11 protein-coding genes are annotated in these 15,240 nt (G+C 64.6%); 6 read left to right on the top strand and 5 right to left on the bottom strand.

From position 1 onward, the window contains the following. Positions 1–143 precede the first annotated feature (143 nt). On the top strand, positions 144–1,358 hold the full coding sequence (locus MU551_RS07475) for an MFS transporter (protein ID WP_247042111.1): 1,215 nt from the start codon (positions 144–146) through the stop codon (positions 1,356–1,358). Positions 1,359–1,464: 106 nt separating this feature from the next. On the opposite strand, the gene MU551_RS07470 is transcribed toward MU551_RS07475, so the two are convergent. After that, positions 1,465–2,382 carry a phosphatase PAP2 family protein gene (locus MU551_RS07470; protein WP_372489816.1) on the bottom strand — a complete coding sequence of 306 codons (918 nt, stop codon included), beginning with the start codon at positions 2,380–2,382 and terminating at the stop codon, positions 1,465–1,467. Positions 2,383–2,567: 185 nt separating this feature from the next. Here MU551_RS07470 and MU551_RS07465 point away from each other — a divergent pair, with 185 nt between their 5' ends. The 5 genes from MU551_RS07465 (at position 2,568) to MU551_RS07445 (ending at position 10,900) form a co-directional block, all read left to right on the top strand. Then, the gene (locus MU551_RS07465) at positions 2,568–3,608 is read left to right on the top strand and encodes an o-succinylbenzoate synthase (RefSeq protein ID WP_281506993.1); all 1,041 of its coding nucleotides are present in this window, start codon (positions 2,568–2,570) and stop codon (positions 3,606–3,608) included. 41 nt (positions 3,609–3,649) lie between these two features. Next, the gene (locus MU551_RS07460) at positions 3,650–5,755 is read left to right on the top strand and encodes a PhoX family protein (protein ID WP_247042106.1); all 2,106 of its coding nucleotides are present in this window, start codon (positions 3,650–3,652) and stop codon (positions 5,753–5,755) included. Positions 5,756–5,992: 237 nt separating this feature from the next. Next, entirely contained in the window at positions 5,993–7,750 is a 1,758-nt protein-coding gene (gene argS, locus MU551_RS07455; RefSeq protein WP_247042104.1) for an arginine--tRNA ligase, read from the top strand. Between the two features lie 281 nt (positions 7,751–8,031). Further along, positions 8,032–9,759 (top strand): 2-succinyl-5-enolpyruvyl-6-hydroxy-3-cyclohexene-1-carboxylic-acid synthase, encoded by a 1,728-nt coding sequence (gene menD, locus MU551_RS07450; RefSeq protein ID WP_247042101.1) that lies wholly within the window; start codon positions 8,032–8,034, stop codon positions 9,757–9,759. A gap of 154 nt (positions 9,760–9,913) precedes the next feature. Further along, the gene (locus tag MU551_RS07445; RefSeq protein WP_247042099.1) at positions 9,914–10,900 is read left to right on the top strand and encodes a hypothetical protein; all 987 of its coding nucleotides are present in this window, start codon (positions 9,914–9,916) and stop codon (positions 10,898–10,900) included. Positions 10,901–10,970: 70 nt separating this feature from the next. Here the strand turns inward: MU551_RS07445 and MU551_RS07440 are convergent, their stop codons facing one another. The 4 genes from MU551_RS07440 to MU551_RS07425 all read right to left on the bottom strand — a co-directional run bounded on the left by MU551_RS07440 (position 10,971) and on the right by MU551_RS07425 (position 15,144). Continuing rightward, positions 10,971–11,768 (bottom strand): amino acid ABC transporter ATP-binding protein, encoded by a 798-nt coding sequence (locus tag MU551_RS07440; protein ID WP_247042096.1) that lies wholly within the window; start codon positions 11,766–11,768, stop codon positions 10,971–10,973. 11 nt (positions 11,769–11,779) lie between these two features. Beyond that, positions 11,780–12,571 carry an amino acid ABC transporter permease gene (locus MU551_RS07435; protein WP_247042094.1) on the bottom strand — a complete coding sequence of 264 codons (792 nt, stop codon included), beginning with the start codon at positions 12,569–12,571 and terminating at the stop codon, positions 11,780–11,782. Positions 12,572–12,691: 120 nt separating this feature from the next. Next, on the bottom strand, positions 12,692–13,495 hold the full coding sequence (locus tag MU551_RS07430; RefSeq protein WP_247042092.1) for an ABC transporter substrate-binding protein: 804 nt from the start codon (positions 13,493–13,495) through the stop codon (positions 12,692–12,694). 260 nt (positions 13,496–13,755) lie between these two features. Then, a complete protein-coding gene (locus MU551_RS07425; RefSeq protein WP_247042091.1) occupies positions 13,756–15,144 on the bottom strand; it encodes an isochorismate synthase in 1,389 nt (462 codons plus the stop codon). Positions 15,145–15,240 lie beyond the last annotated feature (96 nt).

Genomic DNA, 15,240 nt, shown 5'->3' with positions numbered 1-15,240 from the left:
GACTCGTGTGACAGGATTTGTGAGCAGAGGCCGTCATGTGGGGACCAACAGGAACTTTTGAGGGGTGCAGTTCGTTGGACCATCTCGTTGGCGGGTCGCCCTCATCGAACGTCGCGGCCCAGATCACACCTAGGATAAAAGGGATGACCACCCAGCGTGCAGCCCCTCCCTTCAGCCTCCGCGGTATCGCAGTTCCCGCGTTCGGCCCGGGCCTGCTGTTCAGTTTGGGGGAGGGGGCCATCCTCCCGGTGGTGGCCCTGACCGCCCGCGACCTTGGCGCCTCCGTGGCCGCTGCCGCGCTCATCGTCACCCTGATCGGCCTTGGGTCCTGGTTTTTCAACCTCCCCGCCTCCCTTATTACCCTGAAGTTCGGCGAGAAGTGGTCCATCGCGGGCGCCGCAGCGGCGGGAGCGCTCGCGCTGACCGCAGCCGGGCTTTCGCCGCTTGTGCCGGACGGAGTCTGGCTGCTCGCGGCGGCGATGGTCGTCGTCGGGATGGCCGCGAGCGTTTTCAGTCTGGCCCGCCAGAAGTACCTCACCGAAGCTGTGCCCGTGAGGTACAGGGCGAGGGCCTTATCGACCCTTGGCGGAGTCAGCCGGATCGGCATCTTCCTGGGGCCCTTCATCGGGGCGGGCGTGATGCAGCTGGCCGGAATCAGCGGAGCGTACTGGGTGGGCGTGGCGGCGATGCTGGCCGCCGCCGCCATTGCCCTGACCATTCAGGAGCTGGCGCCGGCGGACACAGCGGGCTCGCACAGCGGACCTGCGCCCACCCTCCGCAGCGTTGGCTCCTCCCATGCCGGAGTGTTCCTCACCGTTGGCTTCGGGATCCTGCTGCTCAGCGCCCTGCGTGCCTCCCGGCAGGTGGTGATCCCGCTCTGGGCCGACCACTTGGGGATGGATGCCACCCAGGCGTCGCTGATCTACGGGTTGTCCGGCGCCGTGGACATGCTGGTGTTCTACCCGGCGGGCAAACTCATGGACCGCAAAGGCCGGCTGTGGGTGGCCCTTCCTGCCACGGTCATCATGGGCATTGCCCTGATGCTGATTCCGCTGACGTCCGGATTCCTGGGGCTCACGCTCGTGGCCATGCTGGTGGGATTCGGCAACGGCATCAGCTCTGGCCTTGTCATGACTCTCGGAGCTGACTTCTCGCCCGAACACGGCCGCGGGCAGTTCCTTGGCCTGTGGCGGTTCATTGCGGATGCCGGCGCAACCGGAGGGCCCGTGCTGCTTTCCGGCGTCACCGCGCTCGCCTCGTTGGGCATGGGGGTGCGGGCAACGGGGCTGCTGGGTTTCGCTGCGGCCGCCGTGTTCGCGGTGACAATTCCGCGGCTCAGGCACCGCCGGAACTACTAGGGGCCGGCCTACCCAACTAGGTAGCAGTACCTGCTGTTTTGGGCGCTCATAACAGCATCTACTGCTACTTAGTTGGGCGCTCGGGTGGGCCTAGCGGGAGGCGGGGCTACCGCAGGGCCCTGTTCCGCCGTCGTACTGCATGCCCGAAAAGCCAGACTCCCGCCAGAGTGGCCAGATACCCGGCGATCACAATGAGCGAGACCCCGGCCCAAAAGTAGCTGATGGTGCCGCCTGCCTGCTGCGCTCCCGGCCCGACCATCAGCAGCGAGTAGGCGGCTACTCCCGCGGCGGCCAGGCACGTCAGCACCGGGAGGATCACCCACAGCCGCAGGGATCCCAGGTGCCGTCCGTAGCCCTCCCATACGTTCCATGCCGGCCCGGTCCGGATCACCAGCCAGCCCGCCGGAAACATAAAGACCCCCACCACAAGGAACGCCGCCACCACGTCGGCGGGGCGGTGCCACTGGTTGATCAGGGTGGAAACGCCGCTCGCGACGGCGAAGCTGCCGCCCAGGAACGCGGCGAGCGGACGCCAGCGCGGTGAAGCCATGATGAAAACAGCGGCCGCGGCGGACGCTGCCAGGGTGGTGTGCCCGGACGGGAGGGAATTCAGGTCAAGGGTCGTGACGCCCCGGAAAGGCCGGACGGGAACCAGATCCTTGATGACCTGTGTGGCAAGGTTCGCGGCCACACAAGCGGTCACCGTAATGCCTGCGGCCATCCACCGCCGTCGGATTACGCACACAAAAATGACCACAATGATGGCCATCACCAGGGAGAGAGTGGGAAGCCAGTCCAGTAGCTGCGTGGCCGCCTTGCCCGCAGGTCCGTGGATGGCCACCGCCTCAACCAGGGCCGATTCATCGATGTACTGGCCTGTGGTGGTGCGGACAAAGAAGTAGTAAGTCCCGGCAACGCCAGCGCCGCAGGCGAGTGTGGCCAGCAGGAAGAGGAACCCGGACGCGAAGCCGCCACGGCTGTAGTCGTCGTCTCTGTTAATGCTGCGTCCGTTGCTGTTTTCCATGTTGCCGCCCCCACGGTGGTGCCGTGTGGCTGCTTCATCGTGTCCGGCAGCCTCATGCTCAGCGTCTGAGGACGCATGGGCGGTGAAGGGCTGGCGGCTGTGTGTCATTCCTCCCAGAGTGCCACAAAAGCCTGCGAACTGCCTGAAGGTAGAGTGGCGCTGTGCCCGAGTCACCAACCTCCTCCCTGCCGAATAACCCCGGGCTCCCGCCCTGGGAGGAAATCCGCGACGGCGCCCGTGTAGTCAGCCTGCCCATGCGAGTGAAGTTCCGCGGGATCCTGCACCGGGAGGCCCTCCTGCTACAGGGTCCCAGGGGCTGGGGTGAGTTTGGCCCCTTTCCTGAATATGCCGACGCCGAAGCCTCCCGCTGGCTAGCCTCGGCCATTGAGGCTGCCTGGCACGACTTCCCCGAGCCGCTTCGGAACAGCATTCCGGTCAACGCCACTGTGCCGGCGGTCCATGCCAGCCAGGTGCCTGAGGTACTGGCGCGCTTCGGTCGCGTGGACGCCGTCAAGATCAAGGTGGCCGAGCGAGGACAGTTCCTGACGGACGACGTCGACCGGGTCGCCGCCGTCCGTGCAGCCCTCCCCGAGGCGGCCATCCGGGTAGACGCGAACGGCGGCTGGGATGTGGCTGAGGCAGTTCACGCACTCACCCGGCTCTCCGGCGTCGGGCTTGAGTACGCCGAGCAGCCCGTTGCGGATATCGAGGGCCTCGCGGAGGTGCGGCGCCAGCTTCGAGCGGCCGGAACCCCCGTACTGATCGCCGCCGACGAGAGCGTCCGCAAGGAAGAGGACCCGCTGAAGGTTGCAAGGGCCGGTGCCGCCGACCTGATCGTGGTGAAAGTAGCGCCGCTGGGCGGAGTGCGGCGTGCCCTGGAGATCGTGAGCCAGGCCGGACTTCCCGCCGTCGTGAGTTCCGCCCTGGACACTTCCGTGGGAATCCGGGCCGGGCTGGCGCTCGCCGCAACGCTCCCGGAGCTCCCCTATGCCTGCGGCCTGGGGACGGTGTCGCTGCTCGCCGGGGACGTCACCCGGGATTCCCTGGTGCCCGACGACGGCGCCATCCGGCTCCGCGAGGTCGTCGCCGACCCGGGGCTGCTGGCTGAGTTCGCTGCGCCACCCGATCGTGTGGACTGGTGGATGGAGCGGCTGCGCCGGGTTTACGGCCACCTTCAGTTCACCGAAGCTTCACCGGGCCGTCCTCCGGGCTTCGCACCGCGCTGACAGGGTGGGCGGGACCGCATCTCACCCCCTGGAAGGTCCCCATGCCTGAAATCTCCACCCCGGATACTGCCCGGCGCAAATTTTCCTTTCTCCCTGTGCTTCCCATGCTCGGGCACACGAAGGGTAAGCGCAGCCCCGTCACCTGCGCCCTGAAATGCGACAACGCCTGCTCCGGCGAAGTCTGCAACACCAGCTCCAACTCCTACTTCCGGGACATCGCCTCCGCCACCATGTCCCGCCGCGCCGCCCTTGGGTTCGGCGCCGCCGGTGCCCTCGCCGTCGCGCTTGGAGGCTCCTTGAGTTCGGCAGAAACTGCAGTTGCCGACGGCGGCCCGGGCCTGGCGCCCGCAGCGAAAGAGGGCCTTCATTCCCGGCTCCAGTTCACGGCCATCGCTCCAGTTGACGCCGCCGTTGATGCCGTCACCGTTCCCGAGGGTTTCACGTGGAAGCCGGTCATCCGCTGGGGCGATCCGCTCTTCAGCGACGCGCCCGCTTTTGATTTGTCGAACCAGACTGCTGCCGCGCAGGAGCGCCAGTTCGGCTATAACAACGACTACACGGACATCCTGGAGATCCCCGGCAGCAAGGGCCGCAGGGCGGTGCTCTTCGCGAACCACGAGTACACCAACGATGCCATCATGTTCCCGCCCACCATGCCTGCCGACCAGGTGCGCGCCGTCGGTGCAGCCGCCCACGGCCTGTCTGTGGTGGAGCTCGAGCGCCAGAACGCCCGCAAACCGTGGACCTACGTTCAGGGTGCCAAGCTCAACCGCCGCTACCTCAACGAGACGGTCTACGAACTCACCGGGCCGGCGGCCGGCTCGGAGTTCGTCAAGACCGTGGCCGACCCCTCCGGCAAGGCCATCAAGGGAACCCTGGGCAACTGCGCCGGCGGCACCACCCCCTGGGGCACCATCCTTTCCGGGGAAGAGAACTTCAACGGCTACTTCGCTGCAGCCGGCACTTCTGCCGCTGACAAGCGGTACGGCCTGACGTCGTCGTCCACTGCCAGGGGCTGGGAACTGGACGATCCGCGCTTCGATACCCGCAACGCCGGATACGCGAATGAGTCCAACCGCTTCGGCTGGATCGTCGAGGTAGACCCCTTCGACCCGACGTCCACCCCCAAGAAGCACTCCTCCCTGGGCCGTTTCAAGCACGAGGGTGCCAACGTGATCGTGGCCGACTCCGGCCATGTGGTGGCTTACTCCGGGGACGACGAGCGCTTCGACTACCTGTACAAGTTCGTCTCCCGTGACAAGTACATTGAAGGCGACCGTGCCCACAACATGACGCTGCTCTCCGCCGGCAACCTGTACGTCGCCAAGTTCACGGGCAACTCGCCCCTCGCCGAAATCGACGGATCCGGCGCCCTGCCGGCCGACGGCGAGTTCGACGGGAGCGGGCAGTGGCTCCCGCTGGTGGTGGACGGCGCCTCGGCTGTGGCGGGAATGACCGTGGCCGAAGTCCTGGTCTACACCCGTCTGGCTGCGGACAAAGTTGGCCCCACCAAGATGGACCGCTGCGAAGACGTTGAGCCGAACCCCTTCACGGGCAAGGTGTACGTGGCCTGCACCAACAACTCGGACCGTGGCAAGGCCGGCAAGGAAGGTGCCACCGAGGTCAATCCGCGCAACCTGAACCGCGACGGCCACATTGTGGAGATCACGGAGAGCGGCGACCAGACTGCCACGAACTTCAACTGGAACCTGCTGATGGTCTGCGGCGACCCTGCCCAGGGAGACGTCACGTACTTCAGCGGCTTCCCTTCCGACAAGGTCTCGCCCATTTCCTGCCCGGATAACCTGGCCTTCGACTCGGTCGGAAACCTCTGGATCTCGACCGACGGCGCGCCCTCGGGCATCGGTAAGGCTGACGGTCTGTTCAAGGTCACCCTGGAAGGAGCCGAACGGGGCCGGGTGGAGCAGTTCTTGGCCGTTCCGCGGGACGCCGAGACGTGCGGCCCCATCATCCACGACGCCGAGCGCAACGTGTTTGTCTCTGTGCAGCACCCGGGCGAAGAGGGAACGTTTGCCGCGCCAAGGTCTCTCTTCCCGGATTACGTTGCTGCCGGAGCGACCCCCGCGCCTGGCCAGGCCGCGGCTCCCCGTCCGTCCGTGATCCAGGTCTTCCGCACCGAGGACTGACCCTCCCTCACGTTTCGCCCGTTTTTTGGGAACCCTCCCTCACGTTCCGCCTGTTTTTTGGGAACCCTCCCTCACGTTCCGCCCGTTTTTGGGAACCCTCCCTCACGTTCCGCCCGTTTTTTGGGAACCCTCCCTCACGTTCCGCCGCACACTTGGCGAAAGGTGAGGGAGGGTTTTGGGTTTCGGCGCGAAAGGTGAGGGAGGGTTGCTTTTGGCGCCGACTGATATTTTGACAGGGTGAACAGCCCAGCCGACCTGCTCGTCCCCAGAGTCCAGACCGCCATTACCCAAGCCTTCGGTGAAGATTTTCGCCAGACGGACCCGGTGATCCGGCCCTCGCAATTCGCCGACATCCAGATCAACGCAGCCATGGCCCTGGCCAAGAAAGTCGGCCTTCCGCCCCGCGAAGTCGCTTCGCGGATCGTTGCGGCACTGGAAGTGAATGGCATCTGCACATCGGTTGAAATCTCCGGTCCCGGCTTCATCAACCTTACGTTCGATGGCACCTGGATAGAGGAACTCCTCAACCAGGCGAAGCTGCCCGACGGCGAGCCGACGGCGGTACTCCACCGCGTCGTCGTCGACTATTCCTCCCCAAACGTGGCCAAAGAAATGCACGTTGGCCACCTGCGGACCACTGTGGTGGGCGACAGCCTGGTCCGCGTCCTTGAGGCACTCGGGCACACGGTGATCCGGCAGAACCACATCGGCGACTGGGGGACGCCGTTCGGCATGCTCATCGAGCATTGGCTGGAAGTGGGTGAGGGATCGCAGGAGGCCGCGCTGTTGGTGGATGACCCCAGCGCGTTCTACCAGGCGGCGCGGGTCAAGTTTGATGCCTCTGCCAACGACGACGACGGTTTTGCCACAAGGGCACGACGGCGGGTGGTTGCGCTTCAGGGCGGCGACCCGGAGACGTTTGAGGTGTGGAAGCGTCTGGTGGCCCAGTCGAAGCTGTACTTCAATGCGATTTACGCCAAGCTCGGCGTGAGCCTGACCGACGACCATATTGCCGGCGAAAGCTCCTATGACGCTGATTTAGCACGGCTGTGCCAGGAACTTGAGGACCTCGGAATCGCCAGGGTCAGCGACGGCGCGCTCTGCACTTTCCCGGCGGGCTTTACCGGGCGCGACGGCGAGCCCCTGCCGCTCATTATCCGCAAGTCTGACGGCGGCTACGGCTACGGGACCACCGACCTTGCCACCATCCGGTACCGTGTCCGTGAGCTTCAGGCCGATCGGGTGCTTTACGTCGTGGGGGCTCCGCAAAACGTCCATCTGCGGATGGTGATGGCCACTGCGCGCGAAGCTGGCTGGCTGCCGGAGACCGTTGAAGCCACGCATGTGCAGATCGGCAATGTGCTGGGGGAGGACGGAAAGATTCTGAAGTCACGCTCCGGCGCCCCCGTAAAGCTCATGGCGCTGCTCGACGAAGCCGTGGACAGGGCCCGCGCAGTCGTGGATCTAAGCCGGCCGGATCTGACTCCCGAGGAACGCGAGGTCACGGCCAGGCAAGTAGGAATCGGCGCGGTGAAATATGCGGACCTCTCCGTGGGGCACGATACCGAGTACGTCTTCGACTTTGATCGGATGCTCGCCCTTAACGGAAACACCGGCCCCTATGTTCAGTACGCTGCGGCGAGGATCCGGTCGATCCTGCGGAAAGCCGCGGCGCTCGACGTTTCGGGGGAAGCAGGTGCTGCAGGAACCGTCGTCGGGATCGCCGTCGTCGAACCAGCGGAGCGCGCGCTTGCGCTGCATCTTCTTGAGCATGGCAGCACCCTCCGGAAGGTAGGGGAACTCCTGGAACCGCACCGGCTTTGCGCCTACCTTTTCGAGCTGGCCCAGCTGTTCACCACGTTCTACGACCAGTGCCCCGTTCTGAAGGCTGCGGAATCGGTCCGGGAATCACGGCTGGCCCTGTGCGGACTCGTCCTCCACAGGCTCATCGAAGGCCTGGACTTGCTGGGCATCGAGACGCCGGAGAACATGTAGCCGACTGTGGCCCGACCTGTGACGCTCCCTCAGCTTTCGTCGGTTTTTTTGAGACGCTCCCTCAGCTTTCGTCGGTTTTTTTGAGACGCTCCCTCAGCTTTCGTCGCCCGAGGGGCGAAAGGTGAGGGAGGGTTGCCCGAGAGGCGAAATGTGAGGGAGGGTTGCCCTAAAAGAGGCGGAACGTGAGGGAGGGTTGCCCTAAAAGGGGCGAAACGTGAGGGAGGGTTGCCCTAAAAGGGGGGAAAGGTGAGGGAGGGTTTGAAGGGTGGCAGACTGGTTCGGTGACTTCTGAGAACACTGGGCCCGCCCGGAACATCCTGACCTCGCTCGCGGCGGCCAGGGTTGCTGTTGCGTCGCTGGTGGAGGGCGGGGTGCACTACGTTGTGGTCGCGCCGGGTTCGCGGTCGGCTCCCATGGCCTATGCCCTGGCTGAAGCAGACGCCGCCGGCCTGGTTGAACTGCTGGTTCGGATCGACGAGCGAAGTGCGGGCTTCACAGCTCTTGGGCTCGCGTTGTCCACAGGGGCACCCGCCGCCGTGCTGACGACGTCCGGAACCGCCGTCGGAAATCTGCTCCCGGCCGTGATGGAGGCCAACCACGCCGCAGTTCCGCTGGTGGTCATATCGGCTGACAGGCCCTCGGAACTGCGGGGGACCGGAGCCAACCAGACCACCATCCAACTGGACCTCTTCGGCGAGCACGTGCGTTTCGCTGCAGACGTCCCCGCAGGCGACAATCCCCAACGCGCCGTGGAAACCGCCCTGAGCGCGGCCACGGGAGCGTTCGACGACGTCGCCCCCGGCCCTGTCCAGCTCAACCTCGCCTTCCGGGATCCGCTGGTGCCGGCCGAAGGCGAAGGGTTGCCCGCAGTCCCCGACCGCCGCCACTATTCGGTTGGACGTTCCCCGGAAGCCTTGGTCCTGCCGCCCGCCCCCAGCGGGCTTCCAGAGCGGAGAACGGTTGTCCTTGCCGGGCACGACGCCGGTCCGGTCGCCGAAGCGTTCGCCCGCGCCCACAACCTGCCACTGCTCGCCGAACCCTCCTCGAATTCCAGGTTTGGGCCAAATGCAGTGGGACCCTACCGTTTGCTGCTCGAGCACTTCGGACCGGAGTCTGCGCTGCCCATCGAGCGCGTGGTGGTCTTTGGCAGGCCAACCCTGTCCCGGCCGGTAGCATCCTTGCTGGCCCGCCGCGACGTTCCCAGTGCGCTCTACCAGCCGGTGGCCGTGGCTTGGTATGAGTCAGGGCGCCGGCGTGAAACACCCATCGACAACCTCACCGACCTGGCGGAATTCTCGGGGCGCGGCTCATCGGAGTGGCTGGATTCCTGGCTGCTCTCGGGTGCTTCGGCCCAGCACGCCCTGGACGAAGTCCTTTCGTCCTCAGATGCCGCCACAGGCCCGTCCGTCGGCGCCACCGTTTGGAAGCATTCCCGCGGTCAGTTGGTGTTGGGCTCCTCCAACGGCATCCGCGACGTCGATCTCGCTGGCCAACCGGGCCCGGAGCCGCTGGCCACCGTTTTCGCGAACCGGGGACTTGCCGGTATCGACGGGACCATTTCGACGGCCACTGGAATTGCTTGGGGAGGGCGGCAGGAGACGACGCTTCTCGTCGGGGATGTCACGTTCCTGCACGACGCCGGTGGCCTCCTCCTCGGCTTCGGCGAACCTGACCCCCTGCTGCGGATCGTGGTGCTCAACGACGGCGGCGGAGCCATCTTCGACCTCCTTGAGCACGGCTCTGTCCGGGCGGCCGGACAGTACGGAGACGTCGTCGAGCGCCTCTTCGGCACCCCCCACACAGTGGACATTTCCGCGCTGGCCGCAGCTTACGGCGTCGAACATTGCTTGGTAACGACGACGGCGGGACTCGCCGAGGCGCTGTCCTCGCGGCCGGACGGGCGGCGCCAGATCATTGAGGTGCGCACGGACCGGGTGGCCCTGCGCGAGCTGCACGGCAGGATCAAGGCCGCGGTGGCTGCTGCAGTGGCGGGTGTGCTCGCTCCCTAGTAGGGGTTTCCTGAAAACCGGTGCGCTATCGGACATCCGCTGCCTTGGTCTGCGGCGCGGTTGTCCAGATTGGTCGCGCCCAGGCACCGGGCAGTTATCCACATCGCGAGGACAGGTGGTTACACAGCGATCAGTTTGCAGCCAGCATCGGGGGATGGAACCTTCTCAGCTGATCTTAGCCAGACGCTATTCGCTGCTGGGCCACGATGTTCGGAGCCTGGCGCGACAGGCGAAAACTGGTGAGCTGCGCAGGATTAGGCAAGGCGTTTATGTTCGCGCCGTTGAATGGGATGTGCTCAAAAGCTGGGAGAGGTATCCGCTCCTGGTTCATGCGGCGGCTGCCACCCTGCAAAGCAACACAGTGTTCTGCCGCCAGTCGTCAGCTGCAATTTGGGGCATTCCGCTGCTTGGTCGCCAGACGCTCGTGCATGCCTGTACGTTCGACGGCGCCGGCGGACGTTCGAGGGCAGGTGTCCGGCGGCATTATGTGCAGCGGGCGTACCTGCGGAGCGAGGAGGTTTCCGGACTGCTGGTCACTGATCGGATCCGAACGTCCTTGGATCTTGCGGCTTACGAATCGTTTGGGCAGGCCATGGTTGTTCTCGACCACATATTGAAGCCAGACAAAACACGCCCTTTAGCGGCCGTAAGCAGGGACGAACTTGAGAATGCATTGGAGCCCAGCAGCCAAGGTTCCAACGGGACAGCTGTTTACAGCGGGGCTGCTGTCCGCCGGATCAGGGCAGCCCTCGCCTTTGCCGATCCGGCCTCAGGTTCTCCCGGGGAATCTCTCAGCCGCGCCTTAATGCATCAGCTGGGTTTTCAGGTGCCGCTGCTTCAAACAGTGGTGCGGGACGTCAACGGCTTGGTGGCTTATTGTGACTTCGAATGGCCAGGGGCGGGGCTCGTTGGCGAGTTCGATGGCCTGGTGAAATACCGGAAGGCTGAGTATCTGAGCGGGCGGACTCCCTCCGAAACCGTCATTGACGAGAAACGCAGAGAGGACAGGATCCGCGCTACAGGCCGAAGGGTCATCCGCTGGACCTGGGCGGAACTTGTCGATTCCCACAGATTTTCTGCTTTCCTGGCGTCAGCGGGGGTCCCGAGGGCGCACCGTTTCTGGACGGACGCCGCGAAATAGGACAGCCGCTACATGGATCCAAGTAGCGGCTGTCCGAAGTCGCAGCGGTGATCAGAACCGGCGGGCGGACCTAGGAGAGGTCGATGTGCGTCGGATCGAGCACGCGGCGCAGGAACTCCTTGGTGCGGTCCTGGGTGGGAGCGCTGATGACCTGTTCGGCCGAGCCCTCCTCCACCACAACTCCACCATCCATGAACACCACGCGGTCGGCCACTTCGCGGGCGAAGCCCATCTCGTGCGTCACCACCAGCATGGTCATGCCCTCCTTGGCGAGGTTGCGCATGACTGACAGGACGTCGCCCACGGTCTCGGGGTCCAAAGCGGAGGTGGGCTCATCGAACAGCATGAGCTCCGGATCCATGCTCAGCGCCCGGGCAATGGCCACGCGCTGTTGCTGGCCACCGGAAAGCTGGTCCGGGTAGCGGTCTGCCAAGTGCCCCAGACCCACACGGTCCAGGTTGGCCTGGGCCACTTTGTCTGCCTCTGCCTGGGAGCGCTTGAGGACCTTGGTCTGCGCGACGGTGCAGTTTTGCAGCGCGTTGAGGTGCGGGAACAGGTTGAACTGCTGGAACACCATCCCCACTTTGCGCCGCATCCGGTCAATGTCCACGTCCGGGTGGGTGGCTTCGAAGCCGCCAACATGGACTGTGCCCTCATTGGGCTGTTCGAGGAGATTCACGCACCGCAGCAGGGTGGATTTGCCGGATCCGGACGGTCCGATCAGGCACACCACTTCGCCGGGCGCCACGTCCAGGTTGATGCCCTTGAGTACTTCGTTGGAGCCGTAGGACTTGCGGAGACCCGTGAGGGAAACACCGGCCGCCTGTACGTGTGCGGCTTTCGGGGAGGAATTTACGACGTCGTTCATGACTGTCCTGCCTATCGCTTAGTCCGCGCGGAGCGGCTTTCGAACTTCCGGGCCAAGAGGCTCAGCGGGATGGTGATCACCAGATAGAGCGCGCCGGCAACCAGGAGCGGGGTCAGGCCCGCGCCCAGGCTCGAGATACCGTCGCGGCCGAACTTGGTCAGTTCATACTGCGAAGCGGTGAGTCCCAGGACGTAAATCAGTGAGGAGTCCTTGGTCAGCAGGATGACTTCGTTGGTCAGCGGCGGCAGCACGATCTTGAACGCCTGCGGAATGATGATGGTGACCATGGCCCGCCACTGCGGCATGCCCAGGGATCGTGCGGCTTCGAGCTGACCCTTGGGAACAGCCTGCAGGCCGGCCCTAAGCGTTTCGGCGATGTAGGCCGCGGCCACCATGCCGAGGGACACCATGACCACAACGGTCACGTTCCAGGAAACCCCGAATGCCAGCGGAACGCCGTAGCCGAAGGCAATGAAGACCAGCAGGGCCGGGATGCCGCGGAAGAACTCGATGTAGCCCGTGGCGATCCAGCGGTAGAGCGGGAAGCTGGAGAGCTTCATCAGGGCCAGGAGCAGGCCGCCGGAGAGGCCCACGATGAAGCCTAGGAAAGTGTAAACAAGGGTGTTCGTCAGGCCGACCAGGAAGATGTCCGGGAACATCGGGCCGATCTTGCCAAAGTTGAAGACGCTGGCGCCGATGGTCTCCCAGTCCGTGGCCAGGATCAATGCGGCCACGGCCACGATGAAGATCCCTGCTTGGACGTTCAGGCTGACTCTGGCTCGTTGAGTTGCGGTCATTGCCATGATGTACTCACATTCATTTTTGCGCAGTCGTGAGGCCCCGCGCCGTCCCTGGTGTTGGGGACTGCTTGGAAGGACGATACGGGGCCTCAGCTGCTTAGGTCTCAGGGATTGAGGTGCCGGCTACTTGGCGGCGTCGCCGAACCAGGTGGTCTGGAATTTCTTCAGGCTGCCGTCATCCGTCAGGCGCTTCAGGGTGGCGTTGACCTTTTCGGCCATTGCCGCGTTCCCCTTTTTGATGGAAATGCCCAGCTGTTCGCCGGTGGAGTAGTCCTCAACGGACTTGAGCTTGGAGTCGTCCTTGATGGCGTAGCCCAGAACCGACTGGTTTCCCAGGGCTGCGTCGATGGTGCCGGCCTGAAGAGCCTGGACCAGGAGCCCGGTGTCTTCGAACTGCTGGGCGTCGATGCCCTTTTCCTTCGCGTAATCGGCGCCGGTGGTGGCCTGCTGGACACCCACCTTCTTGCCCTTGGCGTCATCGAGGTTCTTGATACCCGAGTCCTGGGACGCGACCAGTGCGAGGTCGTCGTCCATGTACGGCGTGGAGAAGTCCATGACCGACTTACGGGTATCGGTGATGGAAATTGAGGAGATGGAGACGTCACACTGGCTCAGCGCGGTACCGGTCTCGATGGCCTCGAAGGAGCTGTCCACAACACTCAGTTCGGCGTTGAGGTCCTTGGCGACCTCGGCAGCGATGTCCATGTCGAAGCCGACAATCTTGCCGTCCTTCTGGAATTCGAAGGGCTCGTAGGGGACATCCGAGCACACGGTCAGTTTGCCCGACTCGATGAGCTGGATTCCGTCCTTCGCGGCCGGGGTGGCGCCGCTGGTGCCGCCGCAGGCAGTGAGGGTGAGTGCTCCGACGGCGAGGATAGAGGCTGCCTTGACGGCGAGTTTTGCCGTGGCAGGGGACTTCGGCTGCATAGTTTTCTTACCTTTTGTTGCAGGGGATGTGTTCTGAGACGGCTAATAGTGTATCCGCTGAAAGAGAGATGTGCGTCACAGGAAACTTTGTTTCACTATTGGATAACTATTGGAGCACAAAACACAAGCCTGTTTTGAGGAAGGGTGTCTCGGATCCCGGACTGCACCGTCGGGCCTGGCTTCCGGACTGGTCCAGCCGGACGCCAAAGGCTGGACTGATGGACCAGATGCCGCGATGCTGCAACGCAGACGGCCTGCAGTCAGCTGCTGATGCCCAGAGACTCGAGCATCGGGCGGAATTTGGCCCACGTTTCCGCAAGTTCCGCTTCGGGTTGCGAGCCTTCGACGATCCCGCACCCGGCGTACAGGCGGACCGTATCCGGAGCCTCGATCACAGCACCGCGAAGAGCGATGCCCCACTCGCCGTTTCCTGCAGCGTCGAGCCAGCCCACCGGTCCCGCGTACGGTCCGCGGTCCATGTGCTCGAGCTTCCGGATCAGGGCGCCTGCCACGAGCGTGGGCGTCCCGCACACGGCTGCCGTGGGGTGGAGCGCGTTGATGAGGGCAAGGCATGTAGGGACGTGGCCTTCCACCTCAGTGAGTTCAGCCTTCACATCCGAGGCCAGATGCCACACATTAGGCAACTCGAGGATGAACGGTTCGCTGTGGGCGTTCATGGCTTCAGAGAAGGGCGCCAACTGCTTTGTCAGCGACTGGATGGCGATCTCGTGCTCATGCCGCTGCTTCTCCGAACCGGCCAGCACCCGCTCGGCAAATTCGAGGGGCGAGCCTTCCATGCCATCGGCATCGCGACGGTCCAGCGTCCCCGCCAGAACGCGGGCCTGCGCCGTGCGGCCCTCCACCTGGATGAGCATTTCCGGTGTGGATCCGACGAGGCCGTCCACCCCGTAGGTCCAGCATTCCCGGTACCTGACGGCCAGCTGCCGAAGGATCTCGACGGCGTTGACGCCTTCAGGCAGCGTTGCCACGATGTCCCGTGCCAGCACCAGTTTTTCGAGCTTTCCGGTCCGCACTTCAGCGACTCCTGCGACCACGGCGGCCATCCAGTCGTGTTCGCTGAGGGATCCGGTTTCGAGCTTTGTTTGGGGCACGACGGCGGCGCCCGGCTCCGCGGGCACCCCACCAAGGAGCGGCCCGCCCAGGGCCACCCCACCAGCCAAACCTCCATCAAGCGGCACCTCGCCCGGCCCCTCCTCGGAGCCTTCAAGCCACCCCTTCAGCGCGGCGAGGGCGCCCGCTTCGGTGAGCTCGACGTCGTCGAACGTTAACTGCGTGAGCCAGGCCCTGCCGTCCCGGACGCCCACCACAATCTCGGGCACAATCAACCGCGAACGGTGGGTTGACAGCTTGGAGAAAGCGAAGGAGCCGAAGGCCACCGGGCCTGTGCCGGGGCACTCAACGAGGTCGGTGACGTCGGCCTCAAGCACCAGATGGCGCCACCAGATATCGGCTTCCAGGAAGCGGTCCGGGCCGGTTGCGCTGAAGCGGGTGAGCTCCCCGAAACCCACGAGGCCTGCTTCGCGGCGGGTCCAGCAGAGGACGTCGTCCCGCGTCAGAAATGACGGCAGCCCCCGTTGCGCTGATCCTGCGTCCAGGGGGACTGTTAATGTACGGAACGTGCTCGTCATGATGGGTCAAGAGTACCTTTTCGGGTACTTTTAGGTATTTTCGGGTATCCAAACGCGCAAGGCCCGCCAAATCCCCGTTGGTTCGTGGGCCCGCCT

This window comes from Arthrobacter rhizosphaerae (assembly GCF_023062595.1).
Classification (GTDB): domain Bacteria; phylum Actinomycetota; class Actinomycetes; order Actinomycetales; family Micrococcaceae; genus Arthrobacter; species Arthrobacter rhizosphaerae.
The sequence above is the reverse complement of the archived record's forward strand: the minus strand, read 5'-3'. Positions and strand labels throughout refer to the sequence as shown.

Bases quoted from the DNA above. Each gene is read 5' to 3' on its own strand.
- MU551_RS07475 (WP_247042111.1), top strand. From the start codon at position 144: ATGACCACCCAGCGTGCAGCCCCTCCCTTCAGCCTCCGCGGTATCGCA.
- MU551_RS07470 (WP_372489816.1), bottom strand. From the start codon at position 2,382: ATGGAAAACAGCAACGGACGCAGCATTAACAGAGACGACGACTACAGC.
- MU551_RS07460 (WP_247042106.1), top strand. From the start codon at position 3,650: ATGCCTGAAATCTCCACCCCGGATACTGCCCGGCGCAAATTTTCCTTT.
- MU551_RS07445 (WP_247042099.1), top strand. From the start codon at position 9,914: ATGGAACCTTCTCAGCTGATCTTAGCCAGACGCTATTCGCTGCTGGGC.
- MU551_RS07440 (WP_247042096.1), bottom strand. From the start codon at position 11,768: ATGAACGACGTCGTAAATTCCTCCCCGAAAGCCGCACACGTACAGGCG.
- MU551_RS07435 (WP_247042094.1), bottom strand. From the start codon at position 12,571: ATGGCAATGACCGCAACTCAACGAGCCAGAGTCAGCCTGAACGTCCAA.
- MU551_RS07430 (WP_247042092.1), bottom strand. From the start codon at position 13,495: ATGCAGCCGAAGTCCCCTGCCACGGCAAAACTCGCCGTCAAGGCAGCC.
- MU551_RS07425 (WP_247042091.1), bottom strand. From the start codon at position 15,144: ATGACGAGCACGTTCCGTACATTAACAGTCCCCCTGGACGCAGGATCA.